20 protein-coding genes are annotated in these 22,601 nt (G+C 73.8%); 7 read left to right on the forward strand and 13 right to left on the reverse strand.

All coding sequences use genetic code 11. The features are described 5' to 3' along the window. Positions 1 to 23: 23 nt before the first annotated feature. From AB0H75_RS31285 to AB0H75_RS31315, 7 genes are all read right to left on the reverse strand, one after another. A complete protein-coding gene (locus AB0H75_RS31285; protein WP_367802548.1) occupies positions 24 to 1,472 on the reverse strand; it encodes an alpha/beta fold hydrolase in 1,449 nt (482 codons plus the stop codon). Between the two features lie 10 nt (positions 1,473 to 1,482). Further along, positions 1,483 to 2,880 (reverse strand): alpha/beta fold hydrolase, encoded by a 1,398-nt coding sequence (locus AB0H75_RS31290; RefSeq protein WP_367802550.1) that lies wholly within the window; start codon positions 2,878 to 2,880, stop codon positions 1,483 to 1,485. Further along, entirely contained in the window at positions 2,877 to 3,983 is a 1,107-nt protein-coding gene (locus tag AB0H75_RS31295; protein ID WP_367802551.1) for a trans-aconitate 2-methyltransferase, read from the reverse strand. Before AB0H75_RS31295 ends, AB0H75_RS31290 begins: the two co-directional genes overlap by 4 nt. A gap of 215 nt (positions 3,984 to 4,198) precedes the next feature. Continuing rightward, a complete protein-coding gene (locus AB0H75_RS31300; protein ID WP_367802553.1) occupies positions 4,199 to 5,458 on the reverse strand; it encodes a cytochrome P450 in 1,260 nt (419 codons plus the stop codon). 56 nt (positions 5,459 to 5,514) lie between these two features. Then, positions 5,515 to 6,531, reverse strand: coding sequence for an SRPBCC domain-containing protein (locus AB0H75_RS31305; RefSeq protein WP_367802555.1), 1,017 nt, complete (start codon positions 6,529 to 6,531; stop codon positions 5,515 to 5,517). Positions 6,532 to 6,577: 46 nt separating this feature from the next. Beyond that, positions 6,578 to 7,222, reverse strand: coding sequence for a DUF6073 family protein (locus tag AB0H75_RS31310; protein WP_367802557.1), 645 nt, complete (start codon positions 7,220 to 7,222; stop codon positions 6,578 to 6,580). A gap of 44 nt (positions 7,223 to 7,266) precedes the next feature. Next, positions 7,267 to 8,538: a HEAT repeat domain-containing protein gene (locus tag AB0H75_RS31315; protein ID WP_367802559.1), complete on the reverse strand. Its 1,272-nt coding sequence runs from the start codon at positions 8,536 to 8,538 to the stop codon at positions 7,267 to 7,269. Positions 8,539 to 8,900: 362 nt separating this feature from the next. On the opposite strand from AB0H75_RS31315, the gene AB0H75_RS31320 reads away from it, so the two are divergent. Both AB0H75_RS31320 and AB0H75_RS31325 read left to right on the forward strand, forming a co-directional pair. Further along, positions 8,901 to 10,082 carry a KR domain-containing protein gene (locus AB0H75_RS31320; RefSeq protein WP_367802561.1) on the forward strand — a complete coding sequence of 394 codons (1,182 nt, stop codon included), beginning with the start codon at positions 8,901 to 8,903 and terminating at the stop codon, positions 10,080 to 10,082. Further along, complete coding sequence (locus tag AB0H75_RS31325; protein WP_367802563.1) at positions 10,079 to 10,924, forward strand: hypothetical protein; 846 nt, start codon at positions 10,079 to 10,081, stop codon at positions 10,922 to 10,924. Before AB0H75_RS31320 ends, AB0H75_RS31325 begins: the two co-directional genes overlap by 4 nt. Positions 10,925 to 10,956: 32 nt before the next feature. On the opposite strand, the gene AB0H75_RS31330 is transcribed toward AB0H75_RS31325, so the two are convergent. Continuing rightward, complete coding sequence (locus AB0H75_RS31330; RefSeq protein WP_367802565.1) at positions 10,957 to 13,446, reverse strand: AarF/UbiB family protein; 2,490 nt, start codon at positions 13,444 to 13,446, stop codon at positions 10,957 to 10,959. Positions 13,447 to 13,669: 223 nt separating this feature from the next. Between AB0H75_RS31330 and AB0H75_RS31335 the strand changes: the two genes are divergently transcribed. The 3 genes from AB0H75_RS31335 (at position 13,670) to AB0H75_RS31345 (ending at position 16,175) form a co-directional block, all read left to right on the forward strand. After that, a complete protein-coding gene (locus AB0H75_RS31335; RefSeq protein WP_367802567.1) occupies positions 13,670 to 14,092 on the forward strand; it encodes an SRPBCC domain-containing protein in 423 nt (140 codons plus the stop codon). Further along, entirely contained in the window at positions 14,089 to 15,384 is a 1,296-nt protein-coding gene (locus AB0H75_RS31340) for an AarF/UbiB family protein (RefSeq protein ID WP_367802569.1), read from the forward strand. Before AB0H75_RS31335 ends, AB0H75_RS31340 begins: the two co-directional genes overlap by 4 nt. A gap of 95 nt (positions 15,385 to 15,479) precedes the next feature. Further along, entirely contained in the window at positions 15,480 to 16,175 is a 696-nt protein-coding gene (locus AB0H75_RS31345) for a winged helix-turn-helix transcriptional regulator (RefSeq protein WP_367802571.1), read from the forward strand. A 95-nt stretch (positions 16,176 to 16,270) separates the two neighbouring features. On the opposite strand, the gene AB0H75_RS31350 is transcribed toward AB0H75_RS31345, so the two are convergent. From AB0H75_RS31350 to AB0H75_RS31365, 4 genes are all read right to left on the reverse strand, one after another. After that, positions 16,271 to 16,909: a TetR/AcrR family transcriptional regulator gene (locus AB0H75_RS31350; protein ID WP_367802573.1), complete on the reverse strand. Its 639-nt coding sequence runs from the start codon at positions 16,907 to 16,909 to the stop codon at positions 16,271 to 16,273. Positions 16,910 to 16,978: 69 nt separating this feature from the next. Further along, positions 16,979 to 17,911: a hypothetical protein gene (locus AB0H75_RS31355; protein WP_367802575.1), complete on the reverse strand. Its 933-nt coding sequence runs from the start codon at positions 17,909 to 17,911 to the stop codon at positions 16,979 to 16,981. Between the two features lie 269 nt (positions 17,912 to 18,180). After that, positions 18,181 to 18,561: a VOC family protein gene (locus AB0H75_RS31360; RefSeq protein WP_367802577.1), complete on the reverse strand. Its 381-nt coding sequence runs from the start codon at positions 18,559 to 18,561 to the stop codon at positions 18,181 to 18,183. Between the two features lie 37 nt (positions 18,562 to 18,598). Then, on the reverse strand, positions 18,599 to 19,813 hold the full coding sequence (locus AB0H75_RS31365) for a cytochrome P450 (RefSeq protein WP_367802579.1): 1,215 nt from the start codon (positions 19,811 to 19,813) through the stop codon (positions 18,599 to 18,601). A gap of 128 nt (positions 19,814 to 19,941) precedes the next feature. On the opposite strand from AB0H75_RS31365, the gene AB0H75_RS31370 reads away from it, so the two are divergent. Further along, complete coding sequence (locus AB0H75_RS31370; RefSeq protein ID WP_367802581.1) at positions 19,942 to 20,565, forward strand: hypothetical protein; 624 nt, start codon at positions 19,942 to 19,944, stop codon at positions 20,563 to 20,565. Between the two features lie 146 nt (positions 20,566 to 20,711). Then, positions 20,712 to 21,968: an AarF/UbiB family protein gene (locus AB0H75_RS31375; RefSeq protein ID WP_367802583.1), complete on the forward strand. Its 1,257-nt coding sequence runs from the start codon at positions 20,712 to 20,714 to the stop codon at positions 21,966 to 21,968. 63 nt (positions 21,969 to 22,031) lie between these two features. Here AB0H75_RS31375 and AB0H75_RS31380 read toward each other — a convergent pair whose 3' ends face one another. Then, the gene (locus tag AB0H75_RS31380; protein WP_367802585.1) at positions 22,032 to 22,442 is read right to left on the reverse strand and encodes an SRPBCC domain-containing protein; all 411 of its coding nucleotides are present in this window, start codon (positions 22,440 to 22,442) and stop codon (positions 22,032 to 22,034) included. Positions 22,443 to 22,601 lie beyond the last annotated feature (159 nt).

The raw sequence follows: 22,601 nt of genomic DNA on the forward strand, positions 1-22,601 counted from the left end.
GGAAGGCTACCTCCCGGTGGCCGTCATTCCCGGCCGTCGGCGGCCGGTTCCAGCAGCCGGTCGGGGTTGGGGCAGACGTGGTCGGGGCCGGGCGTGGCGCCGGTCAGCAGGAAGTCGGTGACCAGCGCGTCGAGGCCGGCGTTGCCGTAGAAGGGGAAGACGCGGTGGTGGGCGGTGTCGGCGACGGTCACGAAGGCCGAGCGCTCCCCCAGCACCTCGTGCATGCGCCGGGCGGCCGCCCACGGGGTGGACATGTCCTCGTCGGCCGCCACCAGCAGGTAGTCGCCGCCGCCCGCCCCGGTGCCGAGCGGGGTGGCGGGCTCCGCCGGCGCGACCGGCCAGAACGCCGGCGCCTTGATCCCGCTGAGCGCCGCGCCGGTCCAGGGGTACTTCTCGGCCGCCGCCAGCATGTCCCGCTCGTAGAGCGCCGGGCTGCGCGGCCAGGCGGCGTCGCCGGCCAGGATCGCGAGCTGGGCGACCGTGCCGCTCTCCTCCTTGGGCTCCCCGAACATCCGGGTGAGGAAGTCCAGGCTGTCCGGTTCGAGGTCCCCGCCGGTGAGCAGGTGCCGGACGATGTCGGCGAGCACGGGGTAGGCCTTCTCGCTGTTGAGCATCCCGACCGGGATCAGCCTGGCCAGGGTGCGGTCCAGCGGGAACCCCATGAGCGTGACCTGCTCGCCCCGGTCCACCGCGGCCACCACCGAGTCGTAGGCGGCCCGCACGTCGGGGCCGGTGGGGCCGAGCTGGTAGGTGGCGTGCCGGGTGCCGGCCCACCGGCACCACCGGTTCAGCGCGCGCTCGCCGTTGGGCGGGAAGTCGGTGAACAGCCCGCGCCACACCCAGTCGGGGCTGCAGATCGCGTCCAGCACCGCGCGGTCCAGCCGGGGGCCGAACATCTCGCCGTAGACGGCGCCGAGATAGGTCCCGTACGAGTACCCCAGGTAGTGGATGCGGTCGGCGCCCAGCACGGCGCGGATCACGTCCATGTCCCGGCAGATGTTGCGGGAGTTGGCGTGCGCGAGCAGGTCCAGCGGGCGCGCCGAGCACTTGGCGGCGACCGTGGCCTGGTAGCGCAGCTCGGCGTCGAACGACTCGGGGTGGTGGAAGACCCAGAAGCGCTCGTCCGGGTCGAGGCCGGCGAGGACCGGGGTGCTGGCGCCCATGAAGCGGTGGTCGAAGCCGACGATGTCGAACGCCTCGACCAGCTCGCCGGGCAGGCTGCCGAGCAGCGCGCGCAGCAGGTTGAGGCCGCTGTTGCCCAGGTCGTCGCCGGGGCCGACGAGCAGCACGCCCTGGCGGCGGCCGCGTGCCTCGTGGCGGGCGACGCCGATCTCGATGTCGCGCTCCCCGGGCCGCCGGTGGTCGAGGGGCACCCGCAGCACCGCCCGGCGGGCGCCGCCCAGCCCGGGGTCGGGGTGGCTCCAGTCGACGCGCTGCCGGTGGTAACGCGCGAGCGCGGGGTCCTGGCTCATCGACGCCTCCTCATCGCTCTGGCGCGCGGTCGGGATCGAGGACGAGGTCGGCGTCCGGGAGCCGCCCCGTCAGCAGGAACTCCTCGGCCACCGCGTCTACCCTGGCGTCGCCGGCGAAGGGGAAGACCCGGTGCTCGACGAGGTCCCTGACCATGACCAGCCGGGCCCGCTCGCCCAGCAGGCCGCGTAGCTGCCTGGCGCCGACGTCCGAGGTGAACATGTCCCGCTCGGCCTGCACGAGCAGCGCCCGGCCCGAGGTGAGCGGGCCGAACTCGGTGGGCGGTTCGAGCGGTCGCACCGGCCAGAACGCGCCGGCCTTGACGCCGAGCAGCGCCCGGTCCATGAACCCGGACGCGGCCCGGCTCGCCGTCTCGTACTCCTCCAGCTCCCGCGGCCAGGGCGCGTCCCCGCACAGGACGGCCATCTGCGCGGCGGCGGTGCTCGCCTCGCGCGGCCTGGCGAACATCGAGCCGATGAGCTGCTGGGTGGCCGCCTCCAGCGGCGCGCCGGTGCCGGCCGAGCGGATGACGTCCGCCAGCGCCGGATGCGAGCGCCGCGAGCTGAGCAGCATCATCGCCAGCACCCGCAGGAACTGCTCGTCCAGCGGCACCGGCACGCCGGGCAGCATGATCCCGCCCGCGCCCGCCTTGCTCAGCACCTCGTCGAAGGCGTCGCGCACCCGCTGCGGGCTGTCGCCGAGCGGGCCCGCGCGCCGGGCGGTCTCCTCGCACCAGCGCCGCAGCGTGTCCTCGCAGGTGCGGGCGAAGTTGCCGAACAGGCCGCGCCACACCCAGTCGGGGCTGAGCACGCTGTCGAGGATCACCCGGTCGGCGTGCTCGCCGAACATCCGGCAGTACACGGCGGCGACGTAGGAGCCGTAGTTGTGGCCGAGCAGGCAGACGCGCTCCTCGCCGAGGCCGCGCCGGACGGCGTCGAGGTCCCTGGCGATGTCGCGGGTGGTGATGTGGGGCAGCACGTCGAGGGAGTGCTCGGCCGCCTTGGCGGCGAGCTCGGCCTGGAAGCGGGCCTCGGCGGCGAACGTCTCCGACTGGTGGAACACCCAGAAGATCTCCCGCTGGTCCAGCCCCCACTGCAGCGGCGCGCTCTCGCCGCTGAAGCGGTGGTCGAACCCGACGAGGTCGAAGGCGGCGGTGACCGACGGGGGCAGCGCCTGGCGCAGCTCGCCGGCCAGCGCGATGCCGGAGCTGCCCGGATCGTCGGGGGTGACCACCAGGACGCCCTGCCGGGCGCCGGGCTCGCCGGCCGGGTGGCGGACCAGGGCGAGGTCGATCGACGGCCCGTCCGGGTCGCGGTGGTCCACGGGCACGGGCATCCGGGCCCGCTGCGAGCCGTCGCTCGCCCGCGTCCAGCGGATCGGCGCGGGCGGCGGGGGCGGGGCTGCGCTCATGACGCCTTCCTGATCTCGTAGAGGACGTTGAAGGGGGTGGGGGCGGCGATCTGCCGGGGGGCCGCCAGCCCGGCGCCGGCGCACATGCCGGCGAGCACGGGGTACGGCAGCCCGAGCATGCCCGCCACGCGCGGCCCGGTCCGCGACAGCGGCACCGAGTACAGGGTGCTGGTGCCGTAGAGGAAGGCGGGCACGTCGCCCACGTTCTCGCCCGGGTCGGCCGAGCAGTGGGTCTCCAGCAGGAGCAGGACGCCGGTCGGGGCCAGCGCCACGGCCACCTGACGCAGGACCTCGGCGGGGTCGGCGGCCAGGTGCAGCGAGTCGAAGGCCATGACCAGCTCGTACGGCCCGGACAGCCCGTCGGCGAACCCGCTCGTCCGGGTGATCGTCACCCGGTCGGAGACGCCGAGGTCGGCGGCCTCGCGGCGGGCCCGCTCGACGTTGAGCTCGTGCCGGTCCACGCCCTCGAACCGCGAGGCGGGGTAGCGCTGCGCGAGCAGGGCGAGCGCGGTGCCCGAGCCGCAGGCCAGGTGCGCGACCCGGGCGCCGGCGGCCAGCCGCTCGCCGAGCCCGGGGACGAGCGGCAGCCACTGCTCCAGCAGCATCGCCCTGAGCCATTTGGCGCTCATCCGCCACATGGCCTCGTACATCTCGGGCGGGTAGTCGCCCGGGGCCAGCCCGGCGCCGCTGCGGAAGCACTCCGCCACGCGGTCGGTCATCGCGGCCAGCGGGGGGACGAGCCGGGCGATGCCGCCGACGTAGAAGGGGGACGCGGGGTCGCCCAGCAGCAGCGCGTACGGCGCCGGCAGCCGGAACTCGTGCCCGGCGGGGTCCGTCTCCAGGTAGCCGCCCGCGGTGAGCGTCCGCGCCCACTCGCGCACGTAGCGGGCGTCCACGCCGGCCCGCGCGGCGATCTCCTCGGCGCTGTGGCCGGCGCCGTCGGCCAGCGCCGCGAACAGCCCCAGCCGGTCCCCGAGGGCGCACGACAGGGTCACCATGGCGCGGCTCAGATCCGCCATGAACCGGGCCCCGGCCGCCATGGCCTCGTCGAGGGCGGCCTGGTCGAACGGGGGCGCGTAGTCAGAAACGGGGGGATTGCCCATACATGCCACCTGTCGTCGGCTTCTGTCGGGTTCCGCCAGCGTAAGCAGGGTCCCGGCCGGGCGGCTTCTTCGAGATTGCGCCGGAAGGCGAACCGGCACGCCGGTCCGCCTCCATGGAGAACCGGCACGCCGGTCCGCTTACATGGAGAACCGGCACGCCGGTCCGCGTCATGCGCAGGGACCGGCGTGCCGGTTCCGGCCCGGCCGGTGGACGGTCAGGCCGTCTCGCGCCGGGTGAACCAGACCGGCAGCTCGGCGAGGCCGCGCAGGACACCGGTCTCGCGGTACTCCAGCTTCTCGACCGGGCAGGCCAGGGTCATCTCGGAGAACTCGTTGAGCAGCGAGGAGAACGCGATCTCGGTCTCCAGCCGGGACAGCGGGGCCCCGATGCAGTAGTGGATGCCGTAGCCGAAGCCCAGGTGGTTGCGGTCGCCGCGGCCCACGTCGAGCCGCTCGCCGTCGTCGAACCTGCGCTCGTCGCGGTTGGCCGAGGCGTTGGCGATCGTCACCAGGCCGCCGGCCGGGATCGTGACGTCCCCGATCGTGACGGGCTCGGTGGCCACGCGCAGCATCGCGCGCTCCACGGGGCCGTCGTAGCGGGCCAGCTCCTCCACCGCCGACGGCATCAGCGACGGGTCCTCGCGCAGCCGGCTGATCTCGGCCGGGTTCTGCAGCAGCGCCAGCATCCCGTTGCCGATCAGGTTGACGGTGGTCTTGTACCCGGCGATGAGCAGCAGGCCGGCCGTGGAGACGACCTCCTTCTCGGTGAAGGTGTTGCCGGAGTCGGAGGCCACGATCAGCGCGCTGAGCAGGTCGGGCTGCTCCTCCTCGTGCCCGGAGCCGGGCCTGAGCTCGCGGCGCTTGCGCGCGACGAGGTCGATGAAGTACTCGCGCAGCAGCCGGTTGGCCTCGTACGGGCGGATGCGCTCGCCCTTGACGTAGGTCGGGGTCAGGGCGGCGAGCACCCAGTTGGTGAAGCTCACCGCGTCCTGGTACGGAACGCCCAGGAGCTCGCAGATGACCTTGATCGGCATCGGCGCGGCGAACGTGGTCATGAAGTCGACCTGCTTGGAGGTGTCCATCGCGGCGAGCAGGTCGTCGGTGATCTGCTGGATGCGCGGGCGCAGCCGCTGCACCCGCTCGGCGGTGAACGCCTTGTTGGCCAGCTGCCGCAGCCGGGTGTGCTCGGGCGGGTCGGCGTTCAGCATGTGCGGCTCGGAGTCCTCCTCGCCCTCGTCGTACAGCTCGGTCAGCCGCATGACGTCCCACATGTTCCGCGGGTCGCGGGACAGCCGCCGGTCCGCCAGCGCGGCCCGCGCCTCGTCGTAACGGGTGATCACCCAGTGCTCGATGCCGCGCGGCTCCTTGACGAGCTGGACCGGTCCTTCCTCCCGCATCTCGGCGTAGATCGGGAAGGGGTCGTTGCGTAGATGTTTGTGGTAGAGCGGGTGAACCTCGTCCTCGGCGTGTGCCATGTCGCCGGTCCTTCCGTTGTGTATGTGGTGCGGAACTTGCGCGGGGGTGACCGCCGTCATCCGGGGATGCCGTCCGGCGTCGGCGGTGGAGGGGACATGCGCCGGACGAGCATGCCGAGACGGTCGAAGGCGGAGGCCCAGAACCGCGTGAGCAGGACGCGGTCGTGCGGGGCGACGGGCGTCGAGCCGAACATCTCCCAGCCCTGGTGGAAGACCTGCAGCAGGCTGCCGCCCAGGTGCGTCGGCTCGATCCACAGGTGGCCGGAGAGCTGGTCCGGCCAGCCGCCGCGGCCGAGCCGGAAGCTCAGGCTCGGCAGGTACGACGGGAAGCGCTGGCCGGCCTCGACGTGCTCGGACACCGTCAGGACGCAGCTCCCGCTCGCGTCACCGATCACGAACGCCATCGGGTCCTCGACGTTCAACGAGCCCGACGTGCGCCCCATCCAGTACTGCAGGGCCGGGACGGCGGTCAGCGCCGCCCACGCCTCGAAGGGCGGCAGGGGCAGCTCGGCCTGCACGTACGGACCCATGCGCCGCCAGGTCCAGCGCACGTCCCGCCCGGTCTGGACGTGGTCGGAGAACTGGTCGAGGATGCCCGGCCAGCCGGTGCCGTTCCAGCTCCGCCAGTCCGACGGCCCGTTCGAGCTGATCTCCGTGGTGGTCACCGTGGTGGCGGCGCCCAGGGCGGTGAGCCGCCAGGTCACCCGGGTGGCCGGGCCGACGCCCACCCACCGCCAGCGGTAGCTCAGGGTGGCCGCGTGGCCGTCGGCGCCCGGCGGCTCGACGGCGTCGGTGTGACACCAGAAGAACTCGCCGTCGTGGAAGTCGAGCATGCTCCGCTCGCCTTCCCTGGCCCAGGTCTCGCCGGTCTCCGCCAGCCACAGCCCGACGCGGCCGGGCTCGGTGAGCGCCGTCCACACCGCGTCCAGCTCGGCCGGCACGGTCACCGTCGTGACCAGCCGTTCCCACCGGTCGTGCGCGACGGGCTGGGCCGTCGAGCGGAAGGGCGGGAACGGGGACGGCTCCGACAGCGGGACGGTGAGGTCGTCGGGCAGTGACGTGACAGTGGTCATGGCATCCTCGGCTCGGTCAGTGGGTTCGGGGGACCTGCCGTCCTGGTCAGGCGAACCTCTCCGGGGCCAGGTAGCCGCCCATCGCGAAGCGCAGGCTGGTCAGGTAGCCGACCGGCTGGCCGTCGGGGTCCTTGAGGTCGTGCAGCGGCAGCATCCGGTAGATCTGGCCCTTGCCGGGCGCGCCCGCCGGCGGGATCGACCGGACGTCGTCGATGGTCAGGATGACCGGCTCCTTGTTGAACAGCGTCTTGCCCAGCTTCGGCATGTCGAACAGGCAGCCGACGGCCATCCGGCACGCCTTGGCCGAGGGGCCCTCGCCCGCGTACGGGTCGAAGGGGTTGCGGATCTGACCGGCGGACAGGCACGTCGGGTTGAGGGTGACGGTGATCGTCCCCAGCTCCTCCGACTCGCCGACCATCTTCATCTCGATGAGGTTGGTGTAGACCTCGGCGTCGGCCCACTCGTTCTCGGTGGGGTCGGAGCGGACCACCCGTACGTAGCCGTCGAACTCGACGTCGAACTCGCCGACGCCGGGGATGGCGAAGGTGTCCCAGGAGTGGATGCCGAGGTTGTCGATGCCGGCCTCGGGCGTGGCCCACCTGACGACCTGCGTGCCCTCGTACAGGTTGGGGACCCCCTCGGTCGGCACCGGCCGGCCGTAGACGGTGATCTTCTCGGGATTGGTGATCATGGATCTTCCTTTCGGGGAGTGGCTGACGAACCTGTGACGGCGGCTCAGATGCTCACGGCGCGGTAGTCGCAGCAGGTGCGGCCGGGCTCGTCGGCGATGCCGTCCTGGTTGCTGTCGACCTCGCCGTCGACGGTGCTGTAGACGTCCCGGGAGTTGAGGTCGATGCGGCCGTCGCCGTCCCAGTCGTTGAGCTTCCCCTTGAAGGTGCCGAGGATGAACACGTTGGTCAGGTCCCTGACCTCGGGGTCGTGCATCGTCGACAGGACGCCGTTGCCCGGCCGCAGGATCTCCTGGAGAGGCTTGCCCGCGACCCCGGCGACGTTGGTGTAGCCCCAGCCCTGGAAGCGGCCGCGCACGTAGCGGATGGCGTCCTCGCCGCGGACCTTCAGCGTCGGGTCCAGGTGCCAGGTGCCGTAGCGGGCGAAGCCGATGCGCGTGTCGTGGGTGCCCGAGGAGGCGTCGTCGGCCCGGCCGGACTTGAAGAACGTGCGCGGGACCTGCGACTCGAAGAAGAAGTTGCCGCGGTCGCGCCTGCTCCGCTCGGTGAAGCCGCGGAAGAGGTAGTTGTCCATGTGCGGGGAGCCGTCGGTGTGCAGGCCGCTGATGGTCTTGGCCATCAGGAGCTGCCGCTCGCGGGTGGCGACGTTCGGGCAGGCGTGCGCCTGGCCGTAGATGCGGGCCAGGCCGAGCGGGCCGAGGGAGATCTTGCCCCAGTGGCGGTTGGTGTCGTCCAGCCGGACGTAGAGGTCGCAGTGGATGAGCAGGTAGATCGTCTCGTCGAAGGTCCTGCCCTCGGTGAAGACGCCGGCGCGGCCGTCGAAGGCCGGGTCACCGGTGGTGAGCTCGCTGGCGAACAGCTTCGACCACTCGGCGATCTCCGGGTCGGCGTCCGTCGCGAAGCGGCGCAGCGCCGCCATCGCGTGCGGGCCGCCCAGCTTCTCCATCGCCCAGAGGCTGTCCCAGCGGACCTCGCGGTTCTTGTCGTGCTTGATGACCTCGGCCAGCAGCTCGAAGGCGTCGGGCAGGTCGCGGTCGGCGTACTCGAAGACGGCCTGCTCGCGCATCACGGGGTCGGGGTGGTGCAGCGCGTCGTGCTGCAGCTCCTCGTCGGTGCGGTTGTCGACGCGGACCGCGGCGCGGTTCAGGGCGTAGCCGAAATCGCTGCACCAGGCGGCCGGGTCGCCGGCCACGAAGCGCGGGTCCATGCTCAGCGTGGTGCGGTACGCGAAGTTGAGCGCGTCCCGCTGCTCGTCGCGGAGCGACTCCAGCGGCGGCGCCTCGACCGGAAGCGATGACTGAGGACCGGGATTGCCCACCGATTCCGGGGACTTATTACATAGATCAATTGCCATCTGTTGCCTCCGAAGGGCGAAGTTGTGGCTACATCAGTCACGTTAGGAGGGGCCGGACGACAAAACTTCTCCTACCTTGCCCACCCGGCCGCCGGCCGCGCCGGAGCCTGGCGAAGGCCCAGGTGATCAGATACTGTCGGCCTGACCAGGGAAAGCCGATTCCGCCGGTCGAAGACGTTCCCGGAAGGGTCGCGATGGGCAATCTGAGCGCACCGAGCACGGATTTGACATTCGTTCCCCGGCCCTGTCCGCCACGCGATCACGAGCCATTGGAAATGCACGGCCGTGAATCCGGTGACCAATCAACCGGCGAATCACGAATTCATTTGGACGGCGACGGGATCGTGGTCGAGCTGGGCGAGCGCTGGCGTGCCGGGGACGCCGCGCTCCTGCTCGGCGGGCTCCGGCGCGCCGCCTCCGGCGGCGTCCCGCTCACGCTCGTCCACCGGGGCGCCGGAGGCGGCAGCCTGTTGCAGGCGGCCGCGGGCGAGTGGGCGGGGCTGCGCTGCCGCGAGCTCGTACGGACCGGGCAGGGATGCTTCCAGCCGAGCCCGCCGCGCTGGATCCAGCACCGCCTGCCCGCCCCCGCTCCCCCGTCCGATCCCCCCGGCGGGGTGGCGATCAGCGGGGGGCTGGGCGGGATCGGGCTGGTGCTCGCCGCGCGGCTGGCCGCCGCCGGGCATCCGCTCTGGCTGCTGGACAGGCGCTCGGCCGGCGACCTGACGGCGGCCGAGCGCCGGCTCCTCGCCGCCACGCTCACCCGCACCCGGGTGGCCGTGGACCGGGCGGACGTCACCGCGGCCGTGCCCGCCGCCCCGTTCCCCGTCGCGCACCTCGTGCACGCCGCGGGCGAGCTGGAGCTGACGCCGCTGGACGAGCTGGCCGACGGCGACCTCGAACGGCTGGCCGCCGGCAAGGCGGCGGCGCTGCGGCGCCTGGTGGAGGCGCTGGCGCCGGGCGGGCTGCGCTCGGTGGTGGCGTTCGGCTCGACCGAGTCCCGCCGCGCGCACCGGCTGTTCGGCGCGTACGCGCTGGCCAACGAGCTGCTGCGCCGGGAGGCGGCCCGGCTGCGCCGCGAGCGTCCCGGGATCGGCTTCGTCACCGCCGAGTGGTCCCTGTGGTCGGCGGTCGGGATGGGCGCGGCCAGCGCCGCGATGGCGGGCCGGGCCGGGTTCGCCATCGTGCCGCCGGACTGGGGGACGCGGATCGCCGCGCAGCTCCTGCTCGACCCGCGCCCGATGCCCCCGGAGATCGTGCTCGGCGGGCCGCAGCCCGAGCCCGCCCGGCCGGTGGCGGCGATCTCCGGCGTCGGCGGCTGCACCCTGGCCGTGGACGACGCCTCCGTACGGCGGCTGGTCCGGCTGTGCCGCCCGGACGGCGCCGCCCGCCACCAGCCGGTCGGCGCGGCCGACCGCGTGATCCGCGCCCAGGTCGCCGGCGACACCGTCTACACCTGGGGCTCCGGCTGGCGGGACTGGACCACCCGGACGGCGAGGAGGCAGGGGTGAGGGGTTTCACCGTCGAGCACGCGGTGGAGCTGCCGTGCGACGCGGCGACCGCGTGGGAGATGCTGGTGCGCGCCGGGCGCGCCCGCGCGTGGTGGGGGCGGATGGAGGGCGACATCACCCACGTCGCGCAGGAGGTGGCGGTCTCGACGGGCGCGTCCTCGGTGTACCACGTCTGGATCGAGGCGATGGTCCCGGAGCACGTCCTGGAGTTCACCTCCGCCTACCTCGGGGTGAGCCCCGTCACCCGCGTGCGCTTCGACGTCCTCGGCGCCGGGCCGGTGCGGCTGCGCGTCACCGAGACGCTGGAGTCGACCGACCCGGCGACCCTCTACCAGGCCAGGCGGCTGTGGCAGCACCGGCTCGCCCGGCTGGTGGCGGCGCTCCCGGCCGCGCCGGCGGTCGCGCCCGGGGCGGGTGCGGGCGGGGGGTACGCGCCGGGTGACGCGCCGCCCGTCGGCGACATCAGCGTGTGCTGCACGCTGGACCGGCCGGGCTGGCGCCCGCTGCACCGGGCGGTGCTGCGCGACTGGCTGCCGCTGTCCGGCCCCGCCTGGCCGCCGCGCTGGTTCTACGTGATCGACTCCGAGGGGCCCAGGCCGTTCCCCATCATCCGCTGGCGGGTCCACTTCGACGACCTGATCGCCCTCGGGATCGAGGCCGTGCGCGGGTGCCCGCCCACCGAGGCCGAGGTCGCCGTCACGGCCACGCCGGCCGCGCTCGAACTGCGGGTGCGGCACACCGGCTGGTCGGCGCTGGACCTGGACGCCGAGACGCGCGAGGTGCTGCGGGACCGGTTCCTGGCCACCTGGCAGCACACGCTCCAGCGCGCGGCCCACGTCTGAGGGCCCGGCGGCAGGCCGGGGGCCCGGGAGGTTCAGCGCACCCCGGCGGCGGCCGGGATCTGCAGGTCGGGCCACCAGCGCCGCAGCGTCCCCTCGACGATCATCAGGGACATCAGCGGGAACGCGAAGTCGGCCGGCGGGTGGACCCCGAACCTGTTCTGCGTCTCGAAGACGCGCGGCCCGAAGTCGGTCAGGTCGAACCGGCCGCCCGGCTCCGTCGCCGTCCGGACGAGCCCGGCGATCTCGGCGGCGAACGCGCGCCGGTCGGCCGGGGTGTGCCGGGCGGGCGGCCCGCCGGGGAACGCCGAGTCGTACATGATCTCCCCGCAGCGCGGCCCGTTGCGCAGCGCCAGGTTGATGAAGAAGTCCCGCAGGCCCTGCCGGACCGTCCCCGGCATCTCCACGCAGTACCCGGCGTCCAGGATCACCACCGTCCCGCCGGGCCGAATGTAGATGTTGCCCGGATGCAGGTCGCAGTGGACGAACCCGTCCCTGAAGATCATCGAGCCGACGGCCTCCAGCACCCGCGCCGCGATCCGGTCGTGCGCCCCGGGCCCCCCGGCCTCCCCGCCGGCCGGCACGTCGCTGGTGAGCCCCGGGATCAGGTCGGTGACCAGCGCCGCGGCGCAGGTGTACTCCTCGTGCACCCGCGGCACGACGATCTCGTCGTAGCGGGCGAGGTTGGCGGCCAGCCGGCCGAGGTGGGCGGCCTCGCGGAAGAAGTCGATCTGCCCGTAGAGGGCCCGCGACATGTAGCCGACGAGGTCCGCCATCGGCGCGCCGCCCATGACGGGCAGCCGCTCGGCCATCCGGGTGAGCGCGGTCATCAGCGCGAGGTCGGTGGACATCGCCGCGGCCACGCCCTCACGCTGGAGCTTCACGGCCAGCAGCCGGCCGTCCGGGTCGATGGCCTCGTAGACGCAGGCGATGCTGCCGCTGCCGATGCAGCGGTCCATCACGTTGAGCCGTCCCAGGCGCGGCTCCTGCCGCGTCGCGAGGGCGAGCTGGCGGGCCAGCTCCCCGGCGCCCATCGGGGTGACGTCGTCGTGCAGGGCGGCCAGCTCCGCGGTGACGTGCGCGGGGAACAGGTCGGCCCGGCTGGCCAGCATCTGGCCGAACTTGACGTATGTGGGGCCCATCCGCTCCACGTGCCGGACGATCCGCCGGGTCCCGCGCGCCTGCGCCCGTACCCGGCCCGCGCGCAGCCGGTCGAGCAGCCACATCGAGACGACGTGCAGCGCGGCGAGGCCCACCCGCGCGGCCAGCCACACGGCCCGGGCCGCCACGCGGAGGCGGCGGACGCGCGGGAGGCGACCCGGCGCGGCCTCGGCCGCCCGCTCCGGCCCGCCCGCGCCGGGCTCCCGCCCGTCCGCCCTGCCGAACGCGTGGGCCGCCACCATCGGGTGCACGGCGGGCAGCGCCGTGACCGGTGCCAGCCCCGCCTCCGCGGCCGCCGCCACCAGCGCCCCGGGGGTCAGCCCCAGGGTGCCGAGCGGCCGGTCGCCGCCCCGCGCGGCGGTGGTCGGGACGCAGTACAGGACGCTGGTCGCCAGCAGCATCGCCGCCGCCGGGCCGGTCAGCGGCGGCGACTCCACCACCAGCAGCACGCCGCCGGGGCGCAGCGCGTCCGCCGCGGCACGCAGCAGCCCCGGCAGGTCGCTCGCGTCGTGGAGCACGCTGAGGGCGAGGATCAGGTCGTACGCGCCGTCGAGGCCCGTCCTGGCGTCGCGGGCGCTGAGCGACACCCGGTCGGCCAGCCCGCGCTCGGCCAGCCGGGCGTTGCCCGCCCCGACCTGCCGCTCGTCGAGGTCGAACCCCTCGGCCGTGATCCGGGGGAACGCCGCCGCCAGCGTCTCCAGCGTCGCGCCGGCGGCGCAGCCGATCTCGGCGACCCGCCCGCCGCCGCTCAGCGTCTCGGCGAGGCCGGGGATCGCGGGCAGCCAGATGTCCGGCAGGATCACCCCGGTCCACTGGGCGCTCATCCGCTGCATCGCCTCGGCCAGCTCCGCCGCGTAACGCCCGTCCTCAAGGGCTCCCCCGGCGCGGTACGCCTCGGCGACCGCGGGCACGCACCGCGACAGCGCGCCGAACAGCGCCACGCCCGGCTCGGCGTCCATCATGCCGCCGATGAACGGCCGGACCTCGGGCGACCACACGTACCCCGGCCCGTCGCCGTCCCCGTCGCCGTCATCGTCCTTGTCGGGGGCGGGGGCGGGGGCGGGGGCTGGGGCTGGGGCGTCCTCGTCGGGGCCGGGGGCGGGGGCGGGGGTGGCCAGGCCGGCGGCCACCAGGGCGCGCAGCCACTCCTCCGCCAGCCGCGGGTCGCCGCCGGTGGCGCGGGCCAGGTCGGCGGGCCGGGCCGGGCCGGCCGCCAGCGCGGCGTTCAGCCCCGTCCGCGCGCCGAACTCCAGCATCGTCGCGGCCATCGCGGTGGCCACGACGGCCATCGGCCGCGGCAGCTCGGGCTCGCCCCCGGTCTCGCGCCGGGCCGCCGGGACGGTCGGCGTATTCTTCCCGCGCATTCGAGACCCCTTTTCCCGGCAACAAATGCGTGAACTATAACCGAGCCCGTCCCGGACGTCTTCTTCTGAATTGCGGAATCATTTACCGGGACCGCCGGTTCCACCGCCGATATCGCCGTGTTAACGTGACCGCATGCCCGCGGACAGAGATTCGGCAGCCGATTCCGCCGCCCTTTCCATCCGCCGGAGTTTTCCGTGCCGTTTCTCCGGGCTATGGACGGCGGTGACCGTGCCCGAGTCCATCTCCGCCTGGTTCACGGAGTGCCGCCGCGGCCCCGACGGGCGTTATCGGCTGCGTTTCACGGAGGAGTCCGGGGATTCGTACGTCAAGCACGCGACGGTGCTCGACTGCCGGCGGCGGGAGGACGCGGGCGGCTACCGGTTCCTGCTGGAGGACGAGGGCTACCCGGACAGCACCGTCGAGATCCAGGTCGCCGGGGAGCGGGCGGGAGCCGTCCTGACGCTGCGGCACCTGAACCCGCCGCCCGAGCTCGCCGACGGGTACGCCCGCGGCTGGGCGGACTACCTGGACGGCCTGCGCCGCCACCTGGCCGCCACGGCCCCTCCCCCGGGCCCTCCCCCGGGCCCTCCCCCGGGCCCCGCCCCGGGTCCCGCCCCGGACCGGCGAGCGGGGAGCGCGGAGTGAGGTCCGGCGGTCGGCCGCGCCGGCTCGTCCGGGCGGTGGCGCGGCTCGTGGAGGTCGCCGCCGCCGCGTGCCGGGTGGCGGCGGCGCTGGTGTGGGCCCTGGTCCGGCACACCGGCCCGGGGCGGCGGGAACGGGCCGTCCGGGCGGCCGGGGCGGCCGTGAGCGCGGCCCTGTGGCGGCTCGGGCCGGCCTTCATCAAGGTCGGGCAGATGTTGTCCAGCCGCAAGGACCTCTTCCCCGCCGCGCTCTGCGAGGAGCTGGAGTCGGGCCTGGCCCGCGGCCGGGCCGGCGGAGGACGCGGCGGGCAGCGCGGAGGACAGGGCGGCGGGCAGGGCGGCGGGCAGGGCGGCGGGCAGGGCGGCGGGCCCGGCGAGGCGGAGATCGGCTCGGTCGCCGCGGTGGTGCGGCGCCCGGTCGGCGGCGTGGACGCGGCGGTGAAGACGATCCATCCCACGGCCGCCGAGCAGCTGCGGACCGACCTCGGTCTCATCACCGCGATGGCCCGGGTCGCCGGCGTCCTGCTGCGCCGCTCAGGGCCGACGCTGGAACGGGTCGTGCACGAGATGTGCGCGTCGGTCCGCCGGCAGACCGACCTGGTGGCCGAGGCCGAGGTCCTGCGCCGGCTGGAGGACCTCGAACTGACCCTGCCGGTCGTCTTCCCCCGGGTCCTGGACGGCCACAGCGGGCCGGACGTGCTGACGATGACGTGGATCCCCGGCCAGGCCGGCGGCCGGAGCTTCGCCGATCCGCGGCGCACCGCCAAGCGGCTGGTCCTGACGCTGTACGAGATGTTGTTCATCACCGGCGTCGTCCACTGCGACCTCCATCCGGGGAACTGGTGGGAGCTGCCCGACGGGCGGCTGGCCATCGTGGACGCCGGTTTCGCCTACGAGCTGGACGAGGAGATGCGCACGCACTTCTCCGAGTTCTTCCTCGGCATGTCCAGCGGGAACGCCGAGGTCTGCGCCACCCACGCGCTGGCCGCCGCCGCCGAGCCCGTGTCGCCGGAGAACGAGAAGGGTTTCCGCCGCGACATGGAGGACCTGATCGGCTCCATCACGGGGCTGACGGCGGGGAGCTTCTCGCTGACCGGGTTCGCGGCCCGCTTCTTCGCCGTCCAGCGGCGGCACCGGGCGTTCTCGCGGGCCGAGTTCATCTTTCCTCTCATGGCGCTCCTGGCCATAGAAGGGCAGGTCAAGCAGCTCGATCCGGGAATCAACTTCCAGTCTCTGGCGGGTCCGGTGGTGCTGCGGTCCATCGTCGCCCGGGCCCGCGCCGCGCGCGTCCGCTGAGGCTTCCGCGCCCGTCGGCCACACCTTCCTTCCGCGCTGCCCGCGTGCCGGAAAACCTCGGGCGATGCCGGCTGGCCGCTATATACTTTGTTAGTATGGCGAACGAGTCGGGGGCCCGTGCCGGTGAGCGCAGACGCTACGGCCAGTACTGCGGCCTGGCCGCGTGCCTCGATGTGATCGGCGAGCGGTGGACGCTGCTGATCGTCAGGGAGCTGCTGGTCGGCCCGCAGCGCTACAACGAACTGCTGCACAATCTTCCAGGCATCGGCACCAACCTCCTCGCCGAGCGGCTGCGGTGGCTCACCCGCCAGGGCGTGGTCCGGCAGCACCCCCGCTCCAACGGCAAGGGGCACATCTACGAGCTGACCGCGTTCGGGGAGGGGCTGCGCGAGCCGATCCTCGGCCTGGCCCGCTGGGGGCTGAGCGTCCCCCACCCCTTCAGCGCCGAGGACGAGATCCGGCCCCAGTGGGGGGTGCTGGCCGTGGAGGCGCTGATCAGGAGGGACCAGATCCCCGAGGTCGACGAGTCCTACGAGTTCCTCGTCGACGACCAGCTCTTCCACATCGTGGTCAAGGACCGGCGGATCGCGGTCAACCAGGCGGGCGCCGAGCACGCGGCGCTGCGCGTCTCGACCGACGCCAAGACGTTCGTGGACATCGGCTCCGGCCGGATCTCGCCGTTCGAGGCGGTGGCCACCCGGCGGCTGAGCCTGGAGGGCGACCCGGAGGCGCTGACCCGCTGCTCGCGCCTGCTGGGGCTGCTCCCCGCGGAGAGCGCCCGCGCCTCGTAGCCCGCGCCGCGCAGCCCGCCTCCGGCGGGAGCGCCCGCGTCCCGTGACCGGGCGCGGTCACCGTCCCGTCGTGAGGGCGGTGGCCGCGCCGGCGGTCATCGGTGATCGTTGAGGGCGCGCGGCGGGCCCTCGGCGGCCGCCGCGAGCTGGCGCGACCTGAGCGTCCTCAGGTAGGCGTCGATGTCAGCGGCCAGCATGGGCAGGTCGGCGGCCGGGTTCGCCGAGCGGGCGAGCAGCATGCCGCCCTCGCAGATCAGCGCGAAGACGAGCTGCGCGCGGGCGGCCACGATCGCGTCCGGCTCTCCCCCGCCGGCCAGGCGCAGGCCCGCCAGCAGGACCCGCAGGGTGTGCCCGTGCTCCAGCTCCCTGACGGCCTCCCATCCCATCAGCGCCGGCGCGTCGAGCAGCACGATCTGCCGGAAGGCCGGGTCCAGGCAGTGCTCCAGGAACGTGCGCATGCCGCGGTGCAGCGCGTCCCACGGGTCGCTCTCCCGCGAGGCGACCTGCTCCAGCCTCGCGGCGATCTTCCGCTGCTCGCGGACGAAGACGGCGCGGAACAGCTCGATCTTGCTGCCGTAGTGGTGGTAGACGGCTCCCTTGGTGACGCCCGCAGCCGCGGAGATCTCGTCGATGGAGGTGGTGGCGTAGCCGTTGGCGCCGAACAGGTCGTGCGCGGCGCTCACCAGCCGGGTCATCGTCGCGTCCGAGCGCTCCGTCTGGGTCCGGCGAGTCATGGTCCTCCCGTCGTTCTCCGTTGCGCGGCCGGCTGGTCGCCCCATCCAACAGCAGCGACCCCGGCCCTGTCACCAGGGGATCATCGGGTACCAGGGGATGATCTCCCGGCGGGCGAGCACCCGTACGTCCCAGTAGAGGAAGGTGAAGACCCCGACGACGATGAAGGCGCCGCCGGTGATCAGCGCCAGCCGGCCGGGGTGGGCGGCGAGCCAGAGCTGCACCCGGGTGCCCATGACCACGGCCAGGAGCACGAAGAGCACCGACAGGATCACGATGTTCCCCACGGATTGCAGCATGAAGGCCAGCGCCCCGTACAGGGGGTTGCCGCTCTCGGCGGCGTCCCGGAAGAGCTGACGGAACAGCCCGTACGGCCGGCCGATGAGGAAGCCGCCGATGAGCGCCCCCATCACCACCATCGGCGCGTTGGGGAAGCGCCGGGAGAGCGCGGCGAGCGGGTCGGGCACGATGCCGAGCGCGGCGAGCCCGAGCCAGATGAAGGCCAGCCCGATCAGCCCGAAGGCCACCATGGACTGCACGCTCCTGGCCGACAGCTCCCCGGGGGCGGGGACGGCGGTGGAGAACTGCGGCATGGCGGTCCCGACCAGCCCGACGACGGCGCCGTAGAGGCCGGAGACGGTGAGCATGCCCACGGTCAGCCAGCCGAGCGGCTTGAGCACCGTCACCAGCCGGGCGCTGAGCGGGCGCGGCGCCCCGACGATCGGGCAGAGCGCGCCGAGGACGGCGATGTTGCAGGCGGTGAAGGTGCCGCCCAGCCCGCTGGCGAAGGCGAAGGCGATGCCGGGCAGGACGCCGTCGAGGACCGCGCCCTCGGCCTCCCGGCCCAGCAGGGCGCCGGCCACGTTCTCGCCGATGACCGAGTCGACGAACTCGGCCGACCAGACGACCGTGAGCAGGAAGCCGATCAGCGCGCTGACCAGGACGGCCGGCCAGGGGCGGCTGATCCCGGTCCGCTCGGCGGACCGCTGTCGGGTGAGCGTCATGCGAGTCTCCTCTTCGCCACGGACGGGACCGGCGGGAGCCGGTTCGTGAGCGCGCGGCGCGGCGAGGGCGTGGATCCGCGGTCGCGCCGCGCGGTGAGCACCGGACCCGGGCGCGGGCGGGCGCACGGGATCCGGATGACGCAAGAACGGAGCAGGGTGAGGCAAGAGCGGTGGGGCAAAAGCGGTGGGGCGAGAGCGGTGGGGCAAAAGCGGTGGGGCAAAAGCGGTGGGGCGAGGACTGCGCGGGTGGGCTCAGCGGCCGGGCGGGCTCAGTGATCGGACCACAGGCCCACGTGGTTGCCCTCCGGGTCGCGGAAGATCGCGCAGTGGCCGTGGTCCCCGCCGATGTCCATCTTCGGCCGGTCCACCTTGCCGCCGGCGTCGGCGGCGGCGGCGAGGGTGGCGTCGATGTCGTCCACCAGCAGGTAGACGACGGTGGACTCGGCGACGGGCGGCAGCCGGTGCGCCGACTGGGCGATCCCGCCGATGGCCGGCGGCCCGTCGCCAGTGATGATCATCCAGTACTCGCCCAGCGGGAACCCGGGGATCTCCTCATAGGTCCAGCCGAACACCTCCGTGTAGAACGCGCGCATCCGCGCGACGTCGTTGACGTGGATCTCGAACCAGGCGACCCCGTGCGACGAGGACACGGTCCCCTCCTCCACTGGTCAGGGCTCCACCGGCTGGCTAGGGGACGCCGGCCGCGAACGTGACGGGCAGGCTGACGACGCCGCGGAACATGCTGCTGCGCCGGTACACGAGCTCGTCCTCCGGGATCGCCGGCCGCAGCCCCGGCAGGCCGGTGAGCCGCCCGAGTGCCGCCTTGAGCTCCATGCGGGCCAGCAGGGCGCCCAGGCAGAAGCGCATGCCGGCGCCGAAGGACATGGCCGGCCGCTGCACGCGGCCGATGTCGAACCGGTCGGGCTCGGCGAACCGCGCCGGGTCCCGGTTCGCCGCGCCGATCAGGGCGACGACGATGTCGCCCGCGGGCAGCCGCGTGCCGGACAGCTCCAGGTCGGCGGCGAGCTGCCGGCTGTTGGACTGGACCGAGGAGTCGTAGCGCAGGCATTCCTCGACGGCGGCCGGCAGCCGGTCCGGCTCGGCGCGCAGCAGGGCGAGCTGCCGGGGGTGGCGGAGGAAGGCGAGCACGCCGTTGCCGATCTGGTTGGTCACGGTGTCGTGCCCGGCGAAGACGAGGGCGACCGCGGTGCCGATCAGGGCGTCGGTGCCGATCGGCCGCGGGTCTCCGGTGGCCGCGAGCAGGGCGCTGACGAGGTCGTCGCCGGGGTTCTCGCGCCGGTCGCGGATCAGCTCGGTGAGGTGGGCGACGAACTGCCCCATGGCCGCCTGCCCCCTGGCGATCTCTTCCGGGCTCGCCAGCAGGTCGAGCGTGGGGGCGATGTCGACGGACCAGGCGCGCAGCGCGTCACGGTCGCGGGCGGGCATGCCGATCAGCTCGGAGATGGTGGCCAGGGCGAGGGGGTAGGCGAAGTCGTTGACGACGTCCATCGCGCCCCGGGGGCGCAGCGGCCGCAGGAGGTCGTCCGCGGTCCGCTCGATCCGGGCACGCAGCAGGCGGATCAGGCGCGGGGTGAAGGCCGGGCCGATCAGGGCGCGCAGCCGGGCGTGGTCGGGGTCGTCCTGGAAGAAGATCGCGTGGCGGAGCACCTCGCTGAGCGGGCCCGGGCCGACCAGCTCGGCCCAGAAGTCGCGGATGCCGGCCCGCTCGAAGCGGGCCTCCCCGAGCACGGTGCGGACGTCGTCGTAGCGGGTGACGTACCAGACGCCGTTCGTGCCCCGGTGGACCGGGTCGTGACGCAGCAGCCAGGCGTAGGACGGGTACGGATCGCGCAGGACCGCGGCGTCCACGGGGTCGAACCCGGTGCCGATGGGGACCGTCATGCTGACCGCCCTTCTCCCTCGCTTTAAACAGCTATACCAAATGGGCCGATGAGCGTCCAGATAGTCCTATTGATGCCTGATCATGACTATGGTTTATTGAAGTACCGGTGAAAGCGAGGTGACGACAGATGTCCGTCCACGCCAGGCCCGCCCCGGCGGATCGAGCCGACCCGCTGATCATCCCGGGCAGTACGCATCACGTGGGGCTCGCCATCCGGGGGGAGCTGAAGCTCTACTTCGCCGACGGGGAGACGCTGGACTGCGAGGACGTGCAGGGCATGAGCGCCGTCCGCAGCTCCGACACGGTCACCGCGACCGCCGACGGGCGGCCCACCGTCGAGGTGACCCGGCTCATGACGCACTTCCACTCCAACGTGACGGGCCTGCTCATCCAGCAGAACCCGAGCAGGCCCAACCTGGGCCGGCTGACCGGGATCGCCCCGGGCGGGCCCGAGCGGCTGCTGCCCGCCGACGTCACCTTCGACCAGTACCTGATCCTGGCCCTGCGCGGGCGCCTCTACGTCAACACCGACCCGCTGGTCATGGAGGCCAAGGGGATCACCGTGTTCCCGCCGATCGGCACCACGTTCCTGTCGCGGGGTGCCACCGTCTTCTACGACCTGGCCGACCTGCCCGGCGGGATCGCCCAGCACGACCCCGGGGACGCGACCCCCGCCCTCGCCCTGGCCTCCCAGAGCGTCTGCGGCAGCCACCTCACGCACTACATCGACATGCCCACCGGCGAGGGATGAGCCCGCGACCAGGCGAGGAGCGGTCACGTGCCCGCTGGTGGGGGATGAGGACGGGGACGGGCAAGGGGCTGGGGTGGGCCCACCGGCGAGGGATGAGGCCGCGACCGGGCGAGGAGCGGTCGCGGGCCCGCCGGCGGAGCGTGGGGGTGGGTGGGGGGTTGGTGCTGGTCGGGCGGGGGGTGTGGATCGGGGTGGTCGTGGGGGTGGCGCTGGTGCGGGCGGTCGCCGACGTGCGCGGGGCGCGGGGCGGGGTCGCGTTGCCGGCGCGGGTCGGGGACCGGATGGCCTGGGCCTGTGAACGGCTCGGGCCGGCGTTCATCAAGATCGGGCAGTTGCTGAGCACCAGGGTGGACCTCGTCCCGCCGGCCGCCTGCGCGGCGCTGGCCCGGCTCCGGGACCGCCTGCCCCTCCTCCCACTCCCGGAGGCCGCGCGGTCCGTCCCCGCCGCCCTCGCCGAGCGCATCTCGGGGCCGGTCACGCCGGTCGCGGCGGGCGCGGTGGCCTGCGTCTACCGGGCCACGCTGCGCGACGGCCGCCGCGTCGCCATCAAGATCCGCAGGCCGCGGATCGCGGGGGTGGTCGCCAGGGACCTGGCGCTGTCGCGCCACGCGGCCCGCCTGCTCCAGCGGCTGCCGGGGCTGCGCGGCGCGCCGCTCGCCGACATGGTCGCCCAGCTCGGCGCGGCCCTGCTGGCGCAGCTCGACCTCCTCGGCGAGGCGAGGGCGCTGCGCAGGCTCCGGGACGACCTGCGCGGGCAGGGAGCCGTCCGGGTGCCGGGCGTGCTGGAGGAGTTCTGCCGCCAGGACGTGCTGGTGATGGAGTACATGCCGGGCCTGGAGCGGTCCGGCGGGGGCCCGGGCCGGCGCGAGGCCGTGGTGAACGCCCTGCGCGCGATCTACCACATGCTGTTCGTGGACGGTTTCGTCCATTGCGACCTGCATCCGGGGAACCTGCACCCGATGCCGGACGGCACGGTCGTGATCGTCGACGCGGGTTTCTTCCGGCAGCTCACCGACACCGAGCGGCGTGCCTTCGCGGCCTTCTTCTACCGGATGACCAGAGGGGAGGGGGCGGCCTGCGCCGAGATCGTGCTCTCCACGGTGCTGGGCGGCGGCGGCCGCGGCGCCGAGGGGTTCCGCGCCGACATGGAGGAGCTGGTGCGCTCCTGCACCGGCGCGCGGATCGGGGAGTTCGACCTGCTGGGCTTCGCCGTGCGGCTGTTCGCCATCCAGCGCGAGCACGGCTACTACGCCGACCCGCACTTCGTCTTCCCGATCCTGTCGCTGATCGTGATGGAGGGCACGCTGCGCGCGGCCTGCCCGGACGTGGACTTCCAGATGGAGGCGCTGCCGTTCGTGCTGCGCGGCCTCATGCGGCGCGGCGCGGCCGGGCCCGGCTCCTGAAAACCGCCCGGGCGGCGGCCCGGCTCGTGAACGCCGCTCGGGCGGCGGCCCGGCGGATGCCGTTCAGGTCAGCTCGGCGGCGACGTCCGCCAGCCGCGGCAGGACGGTGCTCCGCCAGCCCCGGCCCATGCGCTCGAACGCGTTGCGGTCGTGCTGGTCCTCCAGGTCGAAGCCCGAGTGCTCCAGGAGCAGCCGGGTGCCCCTGCCCTCGGCGACCAGGCGCCAGGTGAGCGTCCAGGTGGTGTTGAAGGTGTAGACGAGCCGTTCGTACGGCTCGGCTTCGAGCACCTCGCACGGCACCGAGCCCCAGCCGGGCATCTGCAGGTGGAAGCGGTGACCGACGACCGGGCGGATGTCACCGGGAGCCCACCAGCGGGCGAGCAGCTCGGGCTCGGTCAGGGACCTCCACACCTTGGCCGGGGGCGCGGGGATGAACTGGTCGACCGAGATGGACGGAGGGCGGACGTCGTGCACGGGGCTCCTTGTTCGTCGGAGAGCGACCGACCAAATCCTAGGACATCCCCGCCGGGCGGGAACGGTAGCCCTGCCGCGCGGCGCCACGGAAAGCCATGATCGCCGCGGCGCCGGCCCCGGCCGCCCCGCCCCGTCACGCCGGGGGACAATTCCCGGCTT

The organism is Nonomuraea sp. NPDC050783 (assembly GCF_040802095.1).
Classification (GTDB): domain Bacteria; phylum Actinomycetota; class Actinomycetes; order Streptosporangiales; family Streptosporangiaceae; genus Nonomuraea.